The 19,569-nt window shown below is 51.1% G+C and carries 17 protein-coding genes; 8 read left to right on the forward strand and 9 right to left on the reverse strand.

The genetic code is table 11. From position 1 onward, the window contains the following. Nucleotides 1–118 precede the first annotated feature (118 nt). From CWE12_RS06150 to CWE12_RS06160, 3 genes are all read right to left on the reverse strand, one after another. Nucleotides 119–2,509, reverse strand: coding sequence for a zinc-dependent metalloprotease (locus CWE12_RS06150; RefSeq protein ID WP_126788796.1), 2,391 nt, complete (start codon nucleotides 2,507–2,509; stop codon nucleotides 119–121). Nucleotides 2,510–2,614: 105 nt separating this feature from the next. Then, entirely contained in the window at nucleotides 2,615–4,600 is a 1,986-nt protein-coding gene (locus tag CWE12_RS06155) for an acetyl-CoA hydrolase/transferase C-terminal domain-containing protein (RefSeq protein WP_126788797.1), read from the reverse strand. Between the two features lie 75 nt (nucleotides 4,601–4,675). Beyond that, nucleotides 4,676–6,322, reverse strand: coding sequence for a methyl-accepting chemotaxis protein (locus CWE12_RS06160; RefSeq protein ID WP_126788798.1), 1,647 nt, complete (start codon nucleotides 6,320–6,322; stop codon nucleotides 4,676–4,678). Nucleotides 6,323–6,481: 159 nt separating this feature from the next. On the opposite strand from CWE12_RS06160, the gene CWE12_RS06165 reads away from it, so the two are divergent. Next, on the forward strand, nucleotides 6,482–7,222 hold the full coding sequence (locus CWE12_RS06165) for a ZIP family transporter (RefSeq protein WP_126788799.1): 741 nt from the start codon (nucleotides 6,482–6,484) through the stop codon (nucleotides 7,220–7,222). Nucleotides 7,223–7,246: 24 nt separating this feature from the next. Here CWE12_RS06165 and CWE12_RS06170 read toward each other — a convergent pair whose 3' ends face one another. Beyond that, nucleotides 7,247–8,710, reverse strand: a complete 1,464-nt coding sequence (locus CWE12_RS06170) for a phospholipase D family protein (RefSeq protein ID WP_126788800.1) — start codon at nucleotides 8,708–8,710, stop codon at nucleotides 7,247–7,249. Between the two features lie 186 nt (nucleotides 8,711–8,896). Here CWE12_RS06170 and CWE12_RS06175 point away from each other — a divergent pair, with 186 nt between their 5' ends. Both CWE12_RS06175 and CWE12_RS06180 read left to right on the forward strand, forming a co-directional pair. Continuing rightward, entirely contained in the window at nucleotides 8,897–9,742 is an 846-nt protein-coding gene (locus tag CWE12_RS06175) for an oxidoreductase (RefSeq protein WP_126788801.1), read from the forward strand. A 30-nt stretch (nucleotides 9,743–9,772) separates the two neighbouring features. After that, complete coding sequence (locus CWE12_RS06180) at nucleotides 9,773–10,729, forward strand: AraC family transcriptional regulator (RefSeq protein WP_126788802.1); 957 nt, start codon at nucleotides 9,773–9,775, stop codon at nucleotides 10,727–10,729. On the opposite strand, the gene CWE12_RS06185 is transcribed toward CWE12_RS06180, so the two are convergent. Both CWE12_RS06185 and CWE12_RS06190 read right to left on the reverse strand, forming a co-directional pair. Continuing rightward, nucleotides 10,675–11,043: a DUF6768 family protein gene (locus CWE12_RS06185; protein WP_126788803.1), complete on the reverse strand. Its 369-nt coding sequence runs from the start codon at nucleotides 11,041–11,043 to the stop codon at nucleotides 10,675–10,677. The two genes, CWE12_RS06180 and CWE12_RS06185, sit on opposite strands and share 55 nt — an antisense overlap. 4 nt (nucleotides 11,044–11,047) lie before the next feature. Then, nucleotides 11,048–11,590, reverse strand: coding sequence for an RNA polymerase sigma factor (locus CWE12_RS06190; RefSeq protein ID WP_126788804.1), 543 nt, complete (start codon nucleotides 11,588–11,590; stop codon nucleotides 11,048–11,050). Between the two features lie 205 nt (nucleotides 11,591–11,795). Between CWE12_RS06190 and CWE12_RS06195 the strand changes: the two genes are divergently transcribed. The 3 genes from CWE12_RS06195 (at nucleotide 11,796) to zigA (ending at nucleotide 14,538) form a co-directional block, all read left to right on the forward strand. Then, nucleotides 11,796–12,242 carry an NfeD family protein gene (locus CWE12_RS06195; RefSeq protein WP_126788805.1) on the forward strand — a complete coding sequence of 149 codons (447 nt, stop codon included), beginning with the start codon at nucleotides 11,796–11,798 and terminating at the stop codon, nucleotides 12,240–12,242. Between the two features lie 62 nt (nucleotides 12,243–12,304). Continuing rightward, nucleotides 12,305–13,240, forward strand: a complete 936-nt coding sequence (locus tag CWE12_RS06200) for an SPFH domain-containing protein (RefSeq protein ID WP_126788806.1) — start codon at nucleotides 12,305–12,307, stop codon at nucleotides 13,238–13,240. A gap of 104 nt (nucleotides 13,241–13,344) precedes the next feature. Beyond that, nucleotides 13,345–14,538 (forward strand): zinc metallochaperone GTPase ZigA, encoded by a 1,194-nt coding sequence (gene zigA, locus CWE12_RS06205; protein WP_126788807.1) that lies wholly within the window; start codon nucleotides 13,345–13,347, stop codon nucleotides 14,536–14,538. Between the two features lie 282 nt (nucleotides 14,539–14,820). On the opposite strand, the gene CWE12_RS06215 is transcribed toward zigA, so the two are convergent. Together CWE12_RS06215 and CWE12_RS06220 are read right to left on the reverse strand one after the other, a co-directional pair. Further along, nucleotides 14,821–15,651: a class II glutamine amidotransferase gene (locus CWE12_RS06215; protein ID WP_126788809.1), complete on the reverse strand. Its 831-nt coding sequence runs from the start codon at nucleotides 15,649–15,651 to the stop codon at nucleotides 14,821–14,823. A gap of 3 nt (nucleotides 15,652–15,654) precedes the next feature. Then, a complete protein-coding gene (locus CWE12_RS06220) occupies nucleotides 15,655–16,593 on the reverse strand; it encodes an ATP-grasp domain-containing protein (RefSeq protein WP_126788810.1) in 939 nt (312 codons plus the stop codon). Between the two features lie 230 nt (nucleotides 16,594–16,823). On the opposite strand from CWE12_RS06220, the gene CWE12_RS06225 reads away from it, so the two are divergent. Beyond that, nucleotides 16,824–18,611: an N-acetylglutaminylglutamine amidotransferase gene (locus CWE12_RS06225; RefSeq protein ID WP_126788811.1), complete on the forward strand. Its 1,788-nt coding sequence runs from the start codon at nucleotides 16,824–16,826 to the stop codon at nucleotides 18,609–18,611. An 86-nt stretch (nucleotides 18,612–18,697) separates the two neighbouring features. After that, a complete protein-coding gene (locus CWE12_RS06230) occupies nucleotides 18,698–19,120 on the forward strand; it encodes a CBS domain-containing protein (RefSeq protein WP_126788812.1) in 423 nt (140 codons plus the stop codon). A 64-nt stretch (nucleotides 19,121–19,184) separates the two neighbouring features. Here CWE12_RS06230 and CWE12_RS06235 read toward each other — a convergent pair whose 3' ends face one another. After that, entirely contained in the window at nucleotides 19,185–19,466 is a 282-nt protein-coding gene (locus CWE12_RS06235) for a hypothetical protein (RefSeq protein WP_241984149.1), read from the reverse strand. Nucleotides 19,467–19,569 lie beyond the last annotated feature (103 nt).

Consider the following 19,569-nt stretch of genomic DNA (forward strand, 5'->3'; position numbering starts at 1 on the left):
CAGTCCTCCTCAAGCCTGCCTACGAGCGATAGTCGTTTAGCTTCAAGTGTAGCCTTGGCGAAATGAACCGCAAACAGGAGCAAGGTAAGGGGGTCCGGCCAGGGGCCCCTCGGTTGTCTTAAATCGGCGAACCAGGCGGCATGGATGCGGGGCTAAAAGCCTCCGGCCAGGCGCCTTGGTCCAACCCATCGGCGATCAAACCAGCTAAATAGGTGGCGTAGTAACCGGATTGCGACGCCAGTGCTTCCTGGGCGCGATTAAGCGCGTGATTAAATTGCCCGCGCACTTCCGGTACGGTCCGCTCATCATGCAGGGCATTCACCAGGTGATACAACGACAGATAGGCAATGCGCTGGCGAACCGGGTTACCGTCTACGTCGCTAAGTACCTGATCAAGCAAACGATTGGCGATAGATACCGGCGCCAGCTCTGCATACTCATTGTCGCGTGCCTGCCAATGCAACCGATTCATGCGCTCAGCATTAAATAATAACTGCAGGGTATGGTGCGCACTGGTTTCAGCAATGGTGACTGGATCAGTAAACAGCCCCCAGCGTGACGGGAAGTCCTCGCGCGAGTCATCTGAGCCGTAGGTTTTTGGCACCAATAACGCTTCAATGTGCTCAGGGATAGTTAAGAACTCCGCTTCTAGCGTACCCAACAACGCGTTCAGCGCCCGATTCTGTGCATTCGCTTCGACAGGCCGATAGTCCGGCTCCCCTGCTCCATTGAGTAAGTACCGATAGTGCATGCCGCCAACCAGTTTAACCGCGCCTTCAACCTGATAGCGATGGAGCAGGTACATGGGTACAAACACTTGCTCTAGTTCATCCAGTGGCCGGTTGGGGGCCAGGTTACCCGTCCCAAAGTGCGCCATCACAGTGCGCCGTATGTCTATCAGTCGCTCCAGTTCGTCGGTCGCATCGGCGCCGTTGTTCCAAAGGTGGGCAGTCGGGTGCCCTCCGTGGACGGGCCGTGCATCCCGGTCAGAAATGAAGTTCAGGCCCTGCGCTTTGGTTTCATCGAGCAAGGCCTGCAGAGCCTGCCGTTCCTCATCAGCGGATGCGAACTGGGAATAGCCGTAGGCGACAGTAAACTTATCCCACACCCCAAGGCCTGTGTCATACGCATCGCGCAGGGTAATTTCGCCATCCCCGGTCAGGGTAACCAATGGGTGCGGGTAATCCATAACTGACGCACGATCCTGCGAGTTCGCTGCAAAGTTATGCGCGATCCCTAGTGTATGCCCGATTTCATGCGCAGACAGCTGACGGATACGGTTTAGCGCCATGGCCTCTATATCTGCCATCATCTGCTCGCTGTCGCGTCCTTCAGCGAAGGGCGCCAGCAGCCCCTGAGCTATCAGCATATCCTGACGTACGCGCAGTGAACCCAGGGTTACATGCCCTTTTAATATCTCCCCGGTGCGCGGGTCTGTGACTGACGAACCATAGGACCAGCCGCGGGTTGCACGGTGCACCCACTGAATCACGTTGTAACGCACATCCATCGGATCGGCGTCGTCAGGAAGGTCCTGCACCACAAACGCGTCTTTAAACCCAATCGCTTCGAAGCCTTCACTCCACCAGCGGGCACCTTCTAAAAGCGCAGTGCGGACAGGCTCGGGAACACCTGGGTCCAGATAATAAACAATAGGTTCGACCGCTTCGCTGACCTGTGCCGTGGGGTCTTTTTTCTCTAAACGGTGGCGGGTGATAAAGCGATGGTCCATCGACTCGCCCAGCGGCGCTGCGTAGTCCTGAAAGCCTCGCGCATAATAGCCACTAGTGGGGTGAAAGCTGCGCGGTTGATAGCCATCATCCGGCAATGCAATAAAAGAGTGGTGTAAATGCACAGTAATCGCCGTCGGCTCAGGTGTGACCGAGCGCACATACTGCCCCGCTCCGTCACCGGTAAACGTCACCTTGGCCTCAAATTCTATATTCTGCGGAAAGGATTTGGTGCGCTCAGGCCACAGAACTGAACGCGTGGCATCGACACTGAAATCACCTTCATCCAGCTCTTTTAAGCGAGGTCCAATGCCATGGATATCGGTATACAGAAAGGGCGTGTAATCAATTAATACATGGTCGTCTGATTGCGCAACGACATCGAAGCCCCACAGTACCGATTCAGCGAAAGCCTCTTCGACACTTCTGCGCTCCGCGTCGTTATCGGTCAGTGCCTGGTAATCTGTGTTTTTCTCGCTGAGTAAAACCCGATCTCCGTGCACCGAAAACTCCGCCAGGCGGGTTTTGCCTAATTGCCCCCGGTCCAGACCAAGGTCATTCGAGCCGACGCCTCGCGGTAAACTACTTTGAAAAATAAAGGCGTCACTTTGCTTGGGAACTGCCAGGTAAAGTGCATCGTCAGCGGCATCAATGTAAAACGTGTAATAGCCAGCCTGCTTTTCCATGTCGCCGGTGAAGTCATCAATTTCGTCGGCGGACACTGAGCAAGCGACGAGTAAAAGCGCAAAAGCAGCTACCCGGGATAAGCTATATAGCATGGTGAATTCCTTGGGCTGTTAACAGAACATCAGGTTTCAGTCGATGTCTGAACGTAGCAAGTTCGCCATGTGAAAGCCAGCTTCAATGATCGCCAGGCACAGAGCTCAGAGCCCCGCTTTTTTCAGCCCCCGAATTAATAGACGGCGCTCCAGCCAGGTGCCCACACTATCTGTGTTATCTAATTGCATCCGTTGTAACAGCGACGCATAGTCTTTACCGCCAGTGCCTGACAGCAATGCCCTTAGCAGGGTCAGCAGTTTACCTGTGCGCGTGGACGTATCGGCTTTTAACTGTTTCAACGCCTTGCCTATTTTCAGTTCGTCATCAGTAAACTCACACCCGAAAGGAAATGGCGGAAACAGGTCCTGCTGCTGGAGTTCATTCAAACTGTGCCCGATAGCAGCGGGTGTATTGTTTTGCCACCCAGCAGGTAACTCAAAGTTCGTGTTCACTTTGCCTGCGTCCTGCGCCTGCTCTAGCAGGCCGCGCTGGAATCTGGAGTCGGCTATACGGATCAGTGCCAGGTAAACCTCTTCATCGGATTTACCCCGCAGGTCAGCAATGCCATATTCAGTGATAACAATGTCCCGCAGGTGACGCGGGATAGTGCAGTGTCCGTAGGAAAAAACGATGTTTGAGCTTGTCTTAGCGCCTGACGTGCGTGTGCTGCGTATGGTCAATATCGAGCGCGCGTCTTCCAGTTCATGGGCCATCGCGACGAAGTTATATTGTCCGCCGACGCCGCTCAGCACCCTGCCATCTTCCAGTCCGTCCGACACCGCGGCACCATCCAGTGTGCATTGCATCGCTGAGTTAATAAAACGACCAGACACCCGTTGCGCGACTTTGAGCCTTTGGTTACCAAAGCGATGGTCATTCAGGTCGTTAATGTAATTTACGCTGCTCATGCAAATAAGCTGACGTTGCTCAGCCGTCAGCTGTGCTAATTTTTTATAAAAATTACGCGGGCCCAGATAGAAGCCTCCGTGCATCACAACCCCCTGCTGTAGGCGAGCATCGTTTGCTAACCCCGGCTCTGAACGGCCCTCGTTGACCTGCTCTTGCAGTTCCGCATCCGGATAGACTTGTCGGGTTAAAACGCCAGCTTCCATAAGGTAGATAAAGCCGTCGACCATCATTTCGCTGCAACCATACAGGCCTTTGCTAAAAGGCTCGCGGCCACCACATTTATCAGCAACCGGAAATCGTTCTGCTACCTCAAGCTTCCGGTACAGTTGCTGCCACACGGCGTTGTTCTGATGCCGTAAACAGGTACTGTAGATTAACGCTGAGCCCAACGAACCTATCCCCACCTGCAAGGTACCGCCATCCTTTAACAGGCAACTCGCATAGAAGCCAATCAGGTGATCTGAGGCACTTATCGGGGTTTGCGGGACTGAAAAGAGCGGGTAATCCGGCTCTTTGGTTTCTAAAACCAGGTCAAACGTGTTCACCGGCAGCGCCGCGTCGCGCCCGAAAAACGGCAGGTTAGTATTGCACTCCGCAACCAGCGCTATGGGGTTAGCGTCGGTTTCCGCGGCTCGCAGGTTAGTGAATAAGTCCAGTGACAAGTCGGGGTTGCAGCTAAGGCTAAACTGCTGTGGGTAATCGGCATCCGTATCTGGTGCTACTAGCTGGCCGACAACATTCACGCCTAACGCTATCAGGTCGCGCATGGCGTGGGTGTAATTGGTACAGATATAGCGCTGCTGCTGTTCTTTATTGTCTAGAAAATTACCAGCCTGGAAGAAAAACTCCGAGACCTTCACGTTGTCCGGCAGATTGTGAGCAAGCACATCACGGGCGTATTCCAACTCAGGAATATCACCATACAAACGCTCGATAAACGGGTCCATAAAGCGCTTCTCAAGACCTGCCGACGGTTCCGGGGCCACCAGTGACAGCGCCGTCACTATGTGAAGCTCCAGCGAGGGGTCCGCTTTTGCCCGTTGATACAGGGCATTGGCGAAATGGATCGGCTTCCCCAAACCAAGCGGCAAACCCAGCGTTATTTTTTTACCTACCCGCTGAATGACCTGATCAACGCACACACCACTGTCTGAAACTCTCTGCGGGCTCTTCCCGGGCATTATCGAACTCCTCGTACTGGTCTATGAACATTGCTTACCCCTCATTGACGTTCAAAGACAGACGCAAGTCAATAACTAGGCTTTAAACTGCTGCCAGCCCGCAGCAAGATACTCCGTTTGCTGGCTCATATTGGCACTGGCATCTGCAGCATTCAGGGCAGCGCCTGAAAGCCGGGTAATTTCTTCGTTTAACTGGGTAATATTTTCTGCCGTGTCGTTGGCGACTTTTTGTTGCTCATCGGTTGCTGCGAAAATCTGTTGGGTGACGTCTGCAATACCCGCGATTGCCTTGCGAATATCGGCAAAATGCTGCTCGCTGTTCTTACTTAAACCGACTGTCCGCTCCGCCTGAGTCTTAACCGAGGTCATTGTCTCGACAGCCTGGCCGGCTTGCTGCTGCAACTGTTCAATCATAACCCGGATCGACTCAGTGGCGTCGCGGGTACTCGCGGACAATGAGCGGACCTCGTCAGCAACCACCGAAAAGCCGCGTCCTGCCTCGCCAGCCCGGGCCGCTTCAATCGCCGCATTTAACGCCAGCAAATTAGTTTGCTCAGAAATCTTACGAATAACATCCAGCACATCTGAAATCTTTTCAGAATCTCGTTGCAAACCAACCACCACCTCAGCGCCAAGCGATACCTGATGAGCAAGCTGCTCAATCATGCCTGCGTTTTCCTGCACAATGGTCTGCCCTGCGTTGCTCAGCGCTTCTGTGTCACCTACCCGTTCCGCACCATGTTCGGCATGGTTAGCTACCTGCCTCGCCGCTGCGCTCATTTGCGCGATCGCCGCCGCCAGCGTTTCCGATCGAGAGGCCTGGGTTTGAGTACCAACGGAGATATGGTCACTGCTTGATTGAACCAGTTTCGCCTGCTCATTGAGTGTAGACGAGTTCGTTGCCAGGTCCTGAATCAGTCGCTGCATATGCAACAACATGATATTCAAGGCTTTCGCCGCTTCTGCGACTTCGTCCTCGCCACTGTCATCAGCACGCAGTCGCAGATCAGAGTTCGCGGCCACCTGATTCAGCAAGTTACGCAAACCCTCTAAAGGGAGTCGAATACTGCGCTGGATGACCCAAATAAACACCACAACCCCAACCAGCAGAACACCGCCGCCTAACAAATAAATCCAGCCCAGCAACCAGGTTAAGCGCTCTGCCTGGTCACGTACCACGACAGCGGACTCAATTTGCTGCTGCACAAAGCCATCGACCAGACTGCTAAAGTGATTTATATACTGGTTAATTTCCGAGGTAATTGTGGACTCGTTCAGAATTCGCACAGTGAGAGCGTCGCTGCCTGCTGGGGTTAGCCATTCTTCATACTTTGCAATGGCCTGAATAAAGCTTTCATCCAACTCGGTATAATCGACCCCGTCGCTGTCATCAGCAGACGCAAGCGGCGGCCGCAACGCTTCGAAGGCCTGCCAGTGAGTCGCGGCCTGATTTAGTAAAGCGCGTACACTTTCGTCGGTAGCTTCGGCGGAGGACCAGCCCGTTCGATACTGGCGTATCTGTTGTAATGCATCCTGCTGCAGCAGCTGCTGAGTGGCCATAACATCTGCCAGTACCGCCAGGTGCTCGTCATACAGTTGGTCAAAGTAACGATCCTTGGTATTCGCCACCCACACCGAAACCACCAAGATTAACAAAAGAAAGGCTACTGGGATGCCACCCAACAGGATGACCCGGGTACGAATTTTCAGTCTCGACAACATCTTTGTTTACCGCTCCACTACAGATGGCGGCAACTGTACTTATGCAATATGACTTTATTATTACGTTTAAGCGTTTCGTTTAGGCATAAAGGAATTTGCTGCAAGTTGCTATCGCGTACTAACCTGAACTAAGTTTTAGCGCAAGAAAGCGAGATGCCTATGTTGTTGCAACTTACTCTGGTTATTACGCTTGCCTTTATCCACGCCTATGCAGCTAAGCTGCTGAGGCTAAAAGAGATCCCCCGCAGCGCAGCGCTGTCATTCGCTGGCGGGGTGTCGGTCGCGTATGTTTTTATTTTAATATTTCCGGAACTGGTGGAAGCTCAGGAAACGATCAGTGGTCACGGCCTGGTTGCCTACATTGAGCATCATGCCTACCTGGTGGCGCTCGTCGGGCTCACCGTCTTTTATGGTCTGGAGCGCTGGGTCAAGCGTTACCGGCAACCACGTCCCCAACCAGAAACCCACCCAGACTCCGGTCACCACCATGCGCCCGGCATCGGCGTCTTCTGGCTGCACATTGTCTCGTTCTCACTGTATAACGCACTGGTTGGGTATTTGCTGGTCTATCGCGAATCCGCGACCTTCGAATTGGTTTTATTTGTGTTGGCGATGGGGTTTCACTTTCTGGTCAACGACCACGGGCTGCTCCAGCATCATCGTCAGGCCTATCTCAAACGTGGTCGTTGGTTACTCTCAGGCGCCATATTATTGGGCTGGGCTGCCGGTCACCTGGTCGAAGTCAGCGAAGCCGCAACCAGCGTATTATTTGCTTTCCTGGCTGGCAGTATCATCCTTAATGTGCTCAAAGAGGAGCTCCCGGAAGAGCGGCAGAGCCGCTTTCTGCCCTTCGCCTCAGGCGCCGGCATCTATGCTGCGTTGCTGCTGGTCGCAAGCTGACTGTGGGTAACTTAAGAGTCAGTACTAGAAGGTACTCAACCCGGTGGCTTCCATAACCCGGTACAGTAGTCGGGGCCACACACCATCATCGGCGTAGGTCGCGTAGTCGACGCTGAACTCGCGCCCGTCGCGGTTATGCCACTGGTCATCAAACCATTGTTGGCCTTGCTGTAAAGGCCCGGACCCGATGGCACCGCGCACTACTACGCTGGTCTCCAGATTGAGGTTATGCAAATTGCGTCGGGTAAAATTGGTCGAGCCAAGCAGCATACTGGCTTGGCCCTGGTTGTCTCGGTATAGCATCCATTTAGCGTGACACTGTTCGCCCTGGGTGTTGCACCAGCGCACAGGGATTCCGGCTTCAGTTAGTTCATGCGCCACAGGCCGGTTCGGTACGCCATTCTTCTCGCGACCAAATGCATCTTTGTTGGGGTCAAGCAACACGCGCAACTGGACACCGCGCTGCGCCGCCCTTGTTAATGCGCGCACCACATCACGGTCTGACAGATAGAAGATAGCCATATCCAGCGCCTCGCCCGCTTCTGCCTGGTCAATTATTCGCAACAATGCACGTTCCACTGCACGCTCGGTAACCACTTGTACGCTTAGCGCACTTTCGTTGGTGGCTGCTGGTTGCAAACCTGTATCCGGTGCAGTCCCGCCGGAAAACTCCAACACGGTCGCTTCGCTATCAAGTAAGTCCCACGCCGCTGCACCGTTAAAACGCAGCGCCACATTACTATGTGCGCTGCTACCATCATGAGGGTTGGCCGAGGTTACCAGTGCACTGAGTTGATTGCCGCTATCGGCAATCACCAGTTTGCGGTGATTGGCTTTAAAGTTCAGCAACGCCAGATAGCTACGCAAAGTCACCTTGCCCTCGCCAAACGGGTTCGGCAATGTATCGCCTTCGCTATTACCAAACGGCTGGATAAGCGGCCGCCATAGGGCCGAATACAACGGGTTGCTATCACGCAGGCGGGTCAGGTCAGTAAGCACTACCGGAATGCCGGCTTCCTCCAGCGCGGTAAAATGTGCGGACGACTGTCCGCCATAGACTGTATTTAACGGATCAGAAATGACATGTACTTCCAGCTCGGGGTAACGCTGCTTCTGCGCAATCAGTGCCGCTGTCAGTTCGGTGGATAAGGCCCGATGGGTTTCACTCAGCTCGCCCTGAAAGTCGTTAAACAGAAACATATCCACAAGCACGAACTGCCGTGCTTCAGCGATCATGTCAAACACCGCATCGAAGATCTGCTGCTCCACCTGGCGCTCACCGCTGGCATCGAGATAGGTTCGGTCGGCCAGAAACTCGACGTTGCCAGCGCTTCGTGGTGGCGCTTCAAGGTCTAAACCCGCAGGTAGTGGCTTGTAGACCTGATATATAGCGATAGTCACTAGCACCACTACCAACAGGCCTAACAGACGTTTGCCAGTACTTTTGCCGGTAATAAATGGAGTGAATGAGCCTTTCTGTTTTTGCATGATGTATTGGTGTCCGAAGAAGAAGTTGGCTGCTCGCATCAGCCGTGGAGGGCCGATTGGCGTCGCGCTAAAATTTGTATTATTGGGCAAGTAGAAAGTAGCATTATGCTAACCACTTGCACTGCTCGCTGCCACTATATACCCGTTATCACAACCTACTCTAGTATAGTGACGAGGGCATATAGTATGGCGAATCAACAGATAAAGACCTGGTTTATCACCGGAGCCGCACGCGGCCTTGGCTTTCAGGTCGCAACTTCGGCAGCGGCAGCCGGTGACAATATTGTTGTCACCGGGCGTAATATCGAAACATTGCGAGCGGCGTATAGCGCGTATGGCGATAACGTCTTATTACTCGAATTAGACGTTTGCCATCATGACCAGGTTGAGGCTTGTGTAAAGCAGGCTGCAGACCATTTTGGCCGAATTGATGTGGTAGTCAATAATGCGGGCTATGGGCAGCTCGGAATTTTCGAAGAAATTGCAGCCCCCAAAGTTGAGATGCAATTCAACACCAACGTCTTTGGTCTGATGGCGGTAACCCGCGCAGTATTGCCGTATATGCGCCAGCAAAAAGCAGGGCATATTATTAACCTTTCTTCCATTGGTGGCGTCGCTGGCTTTGATGGTGCGTCGGTTTACTGCGCGACCAAATTTGCGGTCGAGGGGTTCTCTGAAAGCCTGGCACTGGAAGTGAAGCAATTCGGCATCGGCGTGACGATTGTCGAACCGGGCTTCTTTCGCACGGACTTTCTTGACCCCAGCTCGGTCAGCTACGGAGATACTAAACTGGAAGACTATCAAGCCTACTCTGAACAGGTCATTGGCTCGTATCAGAGCCATAATCATCAACAGGCTGGCGACCCGGTCAAATTCGGTCAGGTGATAGTAAAACTAGCCAACGAGGCGAAGCCACCACTGCATTTTGTCGCGGGTTCAGATGCCATCGAACTGGTTGGTAAAGCGTATCAGGGCCGACTGAAAGAGCTGATAGACTGGGCTCACCTGTCCACAACCACTGACATTGAGTAATACCCAGACCACTTAAAGAGGGTTACCGACATGACGAACATTGCTCAGCAAGCTCAGGCACTGGCCGTTAAAATACAGCAGCGTTTTCCTGCTGACGGTGTATTTCAAACTGCAGTGCCACGTCTGTCTGTGACCCGCTTTTCAGGCCCCACGCCTGCTATTCCGGTGGTTTACCAACCAGCGGTGTGTCTGGTTGTTCAGGGGGCCAAGAAAGTTATTCTCGGGGAGCGTATTTTCGAGTACAACATGGCCCGCTATCTGGCCGTGTCGGTCGATGTACCAGTGACCGGGCAGATCACTGAAGCGTCGGACGAGGCGCCCTACCTCTGTCTGAAACTAGACCTGGACCTCAACCTGCTCAGTGAACTGATGTTAAAAATGAACAGCCCGCGACCTGCCCGACCAGCCGGCAGTGAAACAGCCATTGCAGTTAGCCTGGTCACCGCTGAACTGTTGCAGGCCTTTGAAAGGCTGCTTCTACTCACGGAATCTGCCGAGTCGATTCCGGTTCTCGGGCCTTTGACTGAGCAGGAAATTCTCTATTGGCTACTGCAGGGCGAACAAGGCTGGGTCCTGCACCAGTTGATTAGCGGGGACAACCGCCTGGCGCAGGTTAACAAGGCGATTCAGCACCTTAAATACCATTACCGCGAACCCTTTAGTAAAAGCACATTGCTCGAGCTGACCTGCATGAGTGCGACCAGTTTCTTCCAGCACTTCAAAGACGTCACTGCTATGACCCCGCTGCAATACCAGAAACAGCTGAGGCTGCAGGAGGCGCGCCGCTTACTGCTGACAAACGAATTCGATGTCAGCGGCGCTGGTTACCAGGTCGGCTATGAGAGCCCATCGCAGTTCACCCGCGAGTACAGTCGTCTGTTTGGGCTGCCACCTTCAAAAGATCTCCAGCTACTCAAGGGCGACACAAAACATCATGCTCTGGATTTCAAGCGCAGCTCCAGTAGCCGTATTTCCCGTGCTGTGTGATTACGGTTGGTCTGCATATAGATCCACAATTTAGTCGCCACCTGAGCATTAAAAGTGAGGATAAACAACACGCCCCAGAATAGTTCAGTGTCAGCAGTAGCGGTAAAAAAGCGATAACCGCAGATGACCAGTAGCACGGAGAATATTGCACCAAGCCCATAGGCAACCTTGACCACCCAGCCAATATCGTATTTAAAGCCCTGCTTTAAATACCCGGTCAAACCTTCCCCAGTGTCCATTAATTTATCCAGCTCGCGAGCTTGTTCAGCCAGGTCTTTTTCAATTTGTTGATCAACATCTTTGTTGCTAGTCATTGTGCTACTCCTCGTTTGAATAGATATGGCGTAATTTCTCGCGAGCGCCGTGTAGTCTGGATTTCACGGTTCCCACGGGAATCGACAACACCAGAGCGGTTTCGTTGACCGACAACTCGCTCAGATAAAACAACTCCATGACCTCCCGTTCTTCCTTTTTCAATGCAGCTAGCAGTGGCGCCACATCTTCTATATCGGGCCGATAATCGTATTCAATCGCGGCTTCTTCATAGCCGTTCTCAGCGGTTAAGTGGTCAACCGATGCAACCTCAACTTTGCTTTGTCGCCGTGCCCAGTCAATGATCTCCCAGCGTAGTGCGCGATAAAGCCAGCTGCGAAATACCCGGGCATCGTTCATCAGACGCAGCCTCTTACCCACTTTTAACCACACGTTTTGCACCAGGTCTTCGGCCAGAGCCATATTCTGAACCCGCAGCATTGCATAACGTTTCATCGGCGTGAAAAAGTGCCCGTAAAGTGCTGCCATAGCACCACGCTTGCCTTCCTGCGCCCTAAGCACCAGCACTTCAATCTGTTCACTATCCATTTCACGGATGCCTTCTTAGTCACTAGGCGAGCAAATCATATATTTGCATCCTTACCTCATCAGTATGGTAATAAGACGAACAAACGCTGAGTCTGGTTCGAACCACGACAAAAAACGCCTGCGGGTACGAAACAATTCACTTGAAGATCCCCTCCACTCAACGGAGAATACAACCTGGCTGAGCTAATAAATACAAGGACTTAACATGAGTATCGCCGTAATCTGGATTACCATTGGTGTGTTACTGATACTATCGGAATTACTGGCAACCAGTGTGGTAGCAGTATTTTTTGGTGTCGCGGCTATTCTGGTAGGGCTACTGCTGCAGTTTGGTTTAATTGAAGCTGCCAGCCTGCAGTTCCTGTTATTTGGCATTATCAGCCTGGCGTTATTGTTTACCGCCCGAGGCCGCTGCAAGCGTTGGTTTGTAGGCTATACGGTCGACAATAACGAACAACCAAGTAAATTAAGCCAGGACATTGGCAACCGCGTACTTGTTCATGCCGACTTTATTCAGGGCGCTGGTCGTGTTGTGCTAAACGGTGTGCAATGGGACGCCCGTTCTGATGAACCGCTTAAATCGGGCGACGTTGCCTGGGTTGTGGATAACGACGGTATTCACCTGCATGTCTCTGCAACGAAACCCAGTTAACCAAACCTTCTGAATAATCCAAACTATTCACGAATAGAATCACCTCTCAAGGAAACGAAACAATGCAAGACGCACAAATAAGTGTAAGTTTGATTCTGACAATTGGTTTTGCCATTGCGGTCATTATCACCATTGCGAAAACCGCACGCATCGTCCCCCAACGAAGCAATTTCGTCATCGAGCGACTGGGTAAATACTCTCGCACACTCGACTCAGGCTTTCACATTCTGATCCCTTTTATCGATAAAGTCGCTTATATTCAGACGCTTAAAGAAGAAGTCATTGATGTACAACGACAAACCTGTGTCACCAAAGACAACATCCAGGTAGGTATCGATGGCGTTCTCTATATTCAGGTCGTCGACTCACATAAAGCCAGTTACGGCATTAACGACTACCGTTATGCAGCATCACAACTAGCGCAAACCACCATGCGCTCAGTGATTGGCCAGACCGATCTGGATAAAACCTTTGAGGAACGCGCCAAGATAAACGAAGAAGTGGTCAAAGCACTCGATGAAGCGGCATCTCCATGGGGCGTAAAAGTGCTCCGTTATGAAATCTCTGACATCGAGCTACCAGCCAGTATTAAAGACGCCCTTGAACAACAAATGCGTGCTGAACGTGAACGTCGCGCCGCAATTGCCAAGTCAGAAGGTGAGCGTCAGTCAATGATCAACGTCTCGGAAGGTCACAAACAGGAAGTTATTAACCTGTCTGAAGCCGACAAAATGCGCCAGATTAACGAAGCCGAAGGTCGTGCCCGTGAAATCGAATTGGTTGCCGTGGCGACCGCCGAAGGTATTCGTCAAATCGCTGAATCGATCAACCACCCTGGCGGCTCTGAAGCGGTTAACCTGCGTGTTGCTGAACAGTACGTGAAAGAGTTCGGTAACCTGGCGAAAACCAACAACACCATGATCGTGCCGGCTGAACTGGCCAATATCGGCGGTGCTGTTGCTGGTCTGTCCGAAATGCTGAAAAGCGCACAACGCTAAGCATTGATCCATTAGATAAATAAAGCCTGGTTTTAAAACAGCCTTTTGAAGATGGTTTTTAATATGTTATAACATAACAATACCATCTTCCTGAGGCTGATTTTATGCAACCATCAAAACTACCCGTCACAGTACTCTCCGGTTTTCTCGGTGCAGGCAAAACCACACTATTGAAACACCTGTTAAGCAACCGCGATAACCTTCGTATTGCGCTTATCGTCAACGACATGAGCGAACTCAACATCGATGCCGACTCGCTAAAAAATGACGTCGAGTTACGTCGCGCCGATGAAAAACTCATCGAACTCAGTAATGGCTGTATCTGTTGCACCCTGCGTGAAGACTTACTCACGGAAGTCACTGAATTAGCTCAAAGTGGCAAGTACGACTATTTAATTGTCGAAAGTACCGGCATCTCCGAGCCGTTGCCTGTCGCCGAAACCTTCACCTTCGAAGACGAAGACGGCCAAAGCCTGTCGTCCATTGCAACGCTTGATACCATGGTCACAGTGGTCGATGCAGTCAATTTCCTCAGCGACTACAACGAGGCCGACTCATTGCAGGAGCGGGGGGAGCATTTAGGCGACGACGACCAGCGCAGTGTCTCCGACCTGCTCGTCGACCAAATTGAGTTTGCCAATGTGATTGTGGTTAGTAAAAGTGATCTGGTGATTCCGGAACAACTGCAAAAAGTCATTGGGATAGTCAAAAGTCTTAACCCGGATGCCAGGGTTTATCCGATAGAAAACGGCGACATATCGCCCAGCCTGGTACTTCATACCGGCCTTTTTGATTTCGAAAAAGCGTCTCTGGCACCGGGCTGGCTTAAAGAAATGCGCGGCGACCACGTTCCTGAAACCGAAGAATACGGCATCGGCAGCTTCACCTACACCGCCCGACGCCCGTTTCACCCAGCCAAGTTTCACCAGTTCCTGCATCAGTCATGGCCATCCGGTAAATTAATCCGTTCAAAAGGCTATTTCTGGCTCGCCAGCAGACCCCACCAAGCGATGCAATGGAACCAGGCTGGCGGTATTGCACGGTATGGCGAGGCCGGTTACTTCTGGAAAGCGGTGCCCAGCAATGACTGGCCAAGCGATCAGGAAAGCCTGGATTATATCAATGAGAAGTGGCAGGAACCCTTTGGTGACATGCGTCAGGAGCTGGTTTTCATTGGCCAGGGAATCGAGAAAGACGACATCATCGAGCAGTTAGATCAATGCCTGCTGAATGACGAGGAACTTGCAGCCGGTGTTCCTTTCTGGTTACAAATGGAAAGTTCGTTTCAGGGGGCTTAACGACAAGGCTGAGGCTCCGACCTCAGCCACTCTCACTGAGAGCCCGTCCACCATCCGGCCACAACACCGATTAAAATAGCGGCCACAACTAGCGTTACAGCCCATAAGGCGCCTTTCGGTTGCCCCAGATTCAGGGTCCAGCCTAGAGCAGGAACCTGCTTAGGAACCCAACTTCGCGTATCTTTCTTACTAAAGTAGAGACCTAGCCACCGAGGCCGCGACCAATTTTCAGAACGCTTCCACTCGTTTTGGTTGATTTCTTCCTGACTCATCAGTGTTAGCTTAAAGGAAGGTTTCGGTAGTGACCTGATTCTGCTTAATGGTCGTGAAGCAGTTGTTCTCTATCTTCTGCCATTTAGAATCAGTGTGATCCAGCGGTTCCGAGACCACGACGGTGCACCCATTAGGAATGGGGGGTATCTCGTCATTTTCAAACTCTTCCATACAAGAGGGATCTGTTGAATAAAATTGAGTCATTGGCGCTTCATTATGAGAGAAGCGCAAGGTATACAATTTAAGACCATCTGAGATGGCGAACGATAAATTAAGCACGCCATCTTTATCCTCTCGTTCAAGTATTTTCAGTACTTCTTCAACCATCCGCTGTAAAGCACGCTTCGGATTTTCCATCAGCCCATAGGTAAGCGCCAGCAAAAAGAAGGTTTCGCTATCGGTATTGCCGTGGATAGCTGGAAATAGTTCAGGGGCGATTGAAAGCTGCAATTCCCTTCTCAAACGGGGAAAATGGCTGATCTGCCCGTTGTGCTGAAAAAGCCAGTTTTTATAGCTAAAGGGATGGCAGTTGGTACGCTGAATATCACCGGTAGTCGTCGCTCTGACATGTGCCATAAAGGTATGAGCTCGAATATGGTGACAAAGGTTAGCCAGGTTTTTGTCATGCCATGCAGGGATATCGTCTTTAAAAACGCCAGGTTCAGGGCGATGATCATACCAACCGATACCGAATCCATCGCCATTGGTGGACAATAGCTGGCCCGCATTATTGTAATTTAATTTACTATTCAGACTCTGCTGAACTAATGAATGGTCTGGCTGAGTTATGAGTGTATCAAGATAAATAGGGTCGCCGGTATAAGCAAGCCAACGGCACATAAACTAACCCTCCTTCGACATAGAATTACACATTTGCAAAAGGCGATGATTGGCGTAGAAAGGCTGAGTTTGCTGAACCACAAAATCAACAATAGCACCCGCAATATCTATTCCAGTCACCTTTTCTATCCCGTGATCGCCAGTGAAATCGGGCGACACGTTAATTTCCAGCAATAAAGGTCCGCTTTTGCTACGAATAAAATCGACGCCGGCCACGTTTATACCAATAGCTTCTGTCGCAGCGAGCACCGTTTTCTCTTCATGCTCGCTCAGTTCGCACGGGTCAGCGGTAGCGCCCAATGACACATTGGCGCGAAAGTCGCCATCAATTGAATGTCGTTCCATCGCCGCTACCACCCGGCCTCCTACCACAAAGGCTCTGACGTCAGAGCCCGCTGCTTCGCCAATAAAGCTTTGAATGACGTAACTTGCCCCAAACCGAGTAAAGGTCTTTGCCAAATTATCCAGTTCTTTTCTGGTGTTAACCACAAACACGCCCACTCCTTCGGTGCTGTCGATAAGTTTTACCACCACCGGTAACCCGGTATGCCTGGCCAGATCACTAAACCCTTCTGGTCGATACGAAATGCAGGTGGTAGGAAAAGGAAGCCCCTGAGCTAACAGGTACTGCAAGCATTTGAGCTTGTCCCGGCCCAGACGCAGAGCATCTGGTGTCTCACTGACATAAATCTGGCTGCAAATGAATTGCTGTAATACGTTAATGCCGTAATCAGAGCAATTGACGTTCAATCGGGGGATAATCACATCAAATTTATCGGTGATATCCTCGTTCCCCGCATAAACGCATGGCTGATGAGTACTTAACGCGAGACGAATATCCTGCATACGGTAGATACAAGCCTTATGTCCTTTCTCAAGTGCCGCCTCCAGAATACGGTTATCATCGTCTTCCTGATCCGTTGACAAAATACAGATATTCACGATCTGAACCCTCGTTGCAGTTAATACTCAAGCCAGATGAACTACCGGACTGTAGCTTTAACCATAAGAGCTGAGTGCTGCCTCGCCAGCTTCGAAAACGTAAAAATACCGTAAAGTGATTGCACGTCTGTTTACATTGTAAAAACTTTGCAAGTAGCTCGATCTGTACCTGAAACATTCGAAACTGATAGATATTTCATTCTTTTTACTCGAACCATTACGAGGCGACTATGTGCGGCATCGCGGGAGAGATACGCTTTAGACACCATGCAAATACCCAATGCGTCGAAAAAATGTTGCATAAACTGGCACCCCGAGGCCCCGATGGGAAGGGCGTTTTCAGTCACGGTCATACCTGTTTTGGACACCGGCGGCTCAAGGTCATCGACTTAAGCAGCCATGGCGATCAGCCCATGCATGATGCGGAACTAGGACTCACACTAGTGTTCAACGGCTGCATATACAATTACCGGGCGTTAAGGGACGAACTAAGCGCCCTCGGCTACCATTTTCATTCAACCAGCGACAGTGAAGTCATTCTTAAAGCCTATAGTCACTGGCAGGAAAAGTGCCTGGATAAACTCTCTGGCATGTTTGCCTTCGCCATTCTCGACCGGGCATCGGGCGACGTATTTTTTGCCAGAGACCGGCTAGGAATCAAGCCATTGTATTTTCACCATAATGACAATGGCTTCTGGTTCGCTTCGACCCTACCCGCGTTGCTTCAATGTGAGTTTGTGCCAACCCAGATAGACCCAATTGCTTTGCATCACAACATGTCATTCCGGGCCATTATTGGAAGTCACACCTTATTTAAGAATGTACACAAACTGGAGGCAGGGCACTGGATGAAAATCGATAAGACAGGAAAGCGAATTTGCCAGCAGTACTGGTCTCTGCCCACCTATAATGATCAATCCGGCAGTCGCGCTGATTACAGTGAGGACGCGTGGAAAGAAAAGCTGAGAACAGCGCTCTACCAAAGTGTCGAAAGGCGGCTGGAAGCGGACGTCCCAGTCGGTGTTCTGCTGTCAGGCGGACTCGATTCGTCGTTAGTTGTGGGAATACTGGATGACCTTGGTCAACGTAATATTCATACCTTCTCAATCGGTTTTGAAGATGTCGATAACGAAAGCGGCAATGAATTCCAGTACTCAGACCGCATCGCCCGGCATTACTCAACGGATCATCATAAAATCCACGCTCAGCACTCGATGCTACTGACCCATCTTGAGCCATGCGTTAAAGCCATGTCAGAGCCCATGGTGAGCCATGATGTCATCGGCTTTTACTTATTATCTAAGGAAGTAAGTCAACACGTTAAGGTGGTGCAGAGCGGGCAAGGCGCCGATGAGGTTTTTGGCGGCTACCATTGGTACCCGCCAATGGCAGAAGCAAAACCCGATGAAGCAGCTAGAATTTATGCAGCCAACTACTTTTCCTGGCGTGAGGAGGACCTCAACAAGGTGCTCGCTCCAGCTTACCGTAACCACACCCACGCCATGGATTTCGTGAGCGATTATTTTAACCAGTGCAAAGCGACCTCGGCGGTCGATAAAGCACTGCATTTAGACAGCGCTGCGATGGTCGTCGATGACCCCGTAAAGCGCGTCGACAATATGACAATGGCATTCGGACTGGAGGCGCGGGTACCTTTTCTCGACCACGACTTAGTTGAGCTGGCGTTTCAGATACCGCACCAGCTGAAAGTTCGTGACGGTGGCAAATACCTGCTCAAAGAGGTCGCCCGCGAGATCATTCCAAAGCAGGTGATAGACCGCCCGAAAGGGTACTTCCCGGTGCCAGCGTTACGCAAAATGCAGGGTGAGTATTTAACGCTCGCACGTTCTATTTTCAGCCAGCCACGAGCCCGACAGCGTGGAATCTTTGATATGACCTATGTCGATCAAATGCTTGAATCGCCGAAACAGTTCACCGGCCCATTTGGTTCAAAATTATGGCAGGTCACCTTACTGGAACTTTGGCTGACCACTCATAATATTTCGTTAAGTCACTAATTTCAGGGAAGGAACTTTAACTCAGCAGGAGGACGCTTTCTATAATGCGACTTATCAACGTCGCACTAAATGTAGGAGGACACATTATGCTTGTTAAAGATATTATGACCACCCGACCCCACTATTTGAGCGATAACGCCACCATCCAGCAAGTAGCGGAGTCGATGCGAAAGCATTCAACAGGTTTCGAGCCACTCACTAATGACGATAAAGTGGTGGCTGTCGTAACCGATCGGGACTTGGTTATAAACGGCCTCGCTCGGGGCAAAAATGCCGATGGACCCGCGAAAGAGTTAGCAACAAAAAAAGTGCTTTATACCTATCAGGACACCTCTGTTGAAGAGGCGTTATCAAATATGTCGGAACAACAGGTGCAACGTTTGTTAGTGCTCGATAACCCTGACAGCAAACAACTGGTAGGTGTAGTGACGGTTGGCGATATTGCTGATCATTGCGGTGATTCAGATTTAACGGCTAGTTTAATCAAGGCTATTAGTCACTATCACTAAATGAAAAATCGACCCGGGCGTTCGCAGGACGCGAACGCCGTTTTACGACAGGGTAATGAAGCGCTTATAAGTGCCAGGGTTTGCTTAAGGACGGGTGCGGGCCCCCTTGTTCCTTTTTATGAATGCTATTAATAATTCTGCGCAAACCAATAAACGCCCACAACCAAAATACCGCATGCATCACCCCAAGCATAAAGATTGCCATTGACGATGGCATCACAAAGTCAAAATGAACAAAATTGACCAGTATCTGAAGAATAATCGCACCCACCGCCAATAAAAAACACAGGCCAGCAAACCCTCGCAGTACTCGTAAAAAATTCAGCATACCAACAGATCCCACCATAATCAGTGCCACCTTATGATCGAAAAAATACGCGACTTATGTGATAAAAGCCTAGCAGCAATCGGTAGTTAGTAAAAAGAAGTTATCAACTTCCGCACCAGGA

Origin of the sequence: Aliidiomarina sedimenti (assembly GCF_003986955.1) — a bacterium.
In the GTDB taxonomy this organism is placed as follows: Bacteria; Pseudomonadota; Gammaproteobacteria; order Enterobacterales; family Alteromonadaceae; genus Aliidiomarina; species Aliidiomarina sedimenti.

What these genes read in the sequence shown, in the direction of transcription:
- CWE12_RS06150 (WP_126788796.1), bottom strand. Translation starts at nt 2,509, where the DNA reads ATGCTATATAGCTTATCCCGGGTAGCTGCTTTTGCGCTTTTACTCGTC.
- CWE12_RS06155 (WP_126788797.1), bottom strand. Translation starts at nt 4,600, where the DNA reads ATGCCCGGGAAGAGCCCGCAGAGAGTTTCAGACAGTGGTGTGTGCGTT.
- CWE12_RS06160 (WP_126788798.1), bottom strand. Translation starts at nt 6,322, where the DNA reads ATGTTGTCGAGACTGAAAATTCGTACCCGGGTCATCCTGTTGGGTGGC.
- CWE12_RS06165 (WP_126788799.1), top strand. Translation starts at nt 6,482, where the DNA reads ATGTTGTTGCAACTTACTCTGGTTATTACGCTTGCCTTTATCCACGCC.
- CWE12_RS06170 (WP_126788800.1), bottom strand. Translation starts at nt 8,710, where the DNA reads ATGCAAAAACAGAAAGGCTCATTCACTCCATTTATTACCGGCAAAAGT.
- CWE12_RS06175 (WP_126788801.1), top strand. Translation starts at nt 8,897, where the DNA reads ATGGCGAATCAACAGATAAAGACCTGGTTTATCACCGGAGCCGCACGC.
- CWE12_RS06180 (WP_126788802.1), top strand. Translation starts at nt 9,773, where the DNA reads ATGACGAACATTGCTCAGCAAGCTCAGGCACTGGCCGTTAAAATACAG.
- CWE12_RS06185 (WP_126788803.1), bottom strand. Translation starts at nt 11,043, where the DNA reads ATGACTAGCAACAAAGATGTTGATCAACAAATTGAAAAAGACCTGGCT.
- CWE12_RS06190 (WP_126788804.1), bottom strand. Translation starts at nt 11,590, where the DNA reads ATGGATAGTGAACAGATTGAAGTGCTGGTGCTTAGGGCGCAGGAAGGC.
- CWE12_RS06195 (WP_126788805.1), top strand. Translation starts at nt 11,796, where the DNA reads ATGAGTATCGCCGTAATCTGGATTACCATTGGTGTGTTACTGATACTA.
- CWE12_RS06200 (WP_126788806.1), top strand. Translation starts at nt 12,305, where the DNA reads ATGCAAGACGCACAAATAAGTGTAAGTTTGATTCTGACAATTGGTTTT.
- zigA (WP_126788807.1), top strand. Translation starts at nt 13,345, where the DNA reads ATGCAACCATCAAAACTACCCGTCACAGTACTCTCCGGTTTTCTCGGT.
- CWE12_RS06215 (WP_126788809.1), bottom strand. Translation starts at nt 15,651, where the DNA reads ATGTGCCGTTGGCTTGCTTATACCGGCGACCCTATTTATCTTGATACA.
- CWE12_RS06225 (WP_126788811.1), top strand. Translation starts at nt 16,824, where the DNA reads ATGTGCGGCATCGCGGGAGAGATACGCTTTAGACACCATGCAAATACC.
- CWE12_RS06230 (WP_126788812.1), top strand. Translation starts at nt 18,698, where the DNA reads ATGCTTGTTAAAGATATTATGACCACCCGACCCCACTATTTGAGCGAT.
- CWE12_RS06235 (WP_241984149.1), bottom strand. Translation starts at nt 19,466, where the DNA reads ATGGTGGGATCTGTTGGTATGCTGAATTTTTTACGAGTACTGCGAGGG.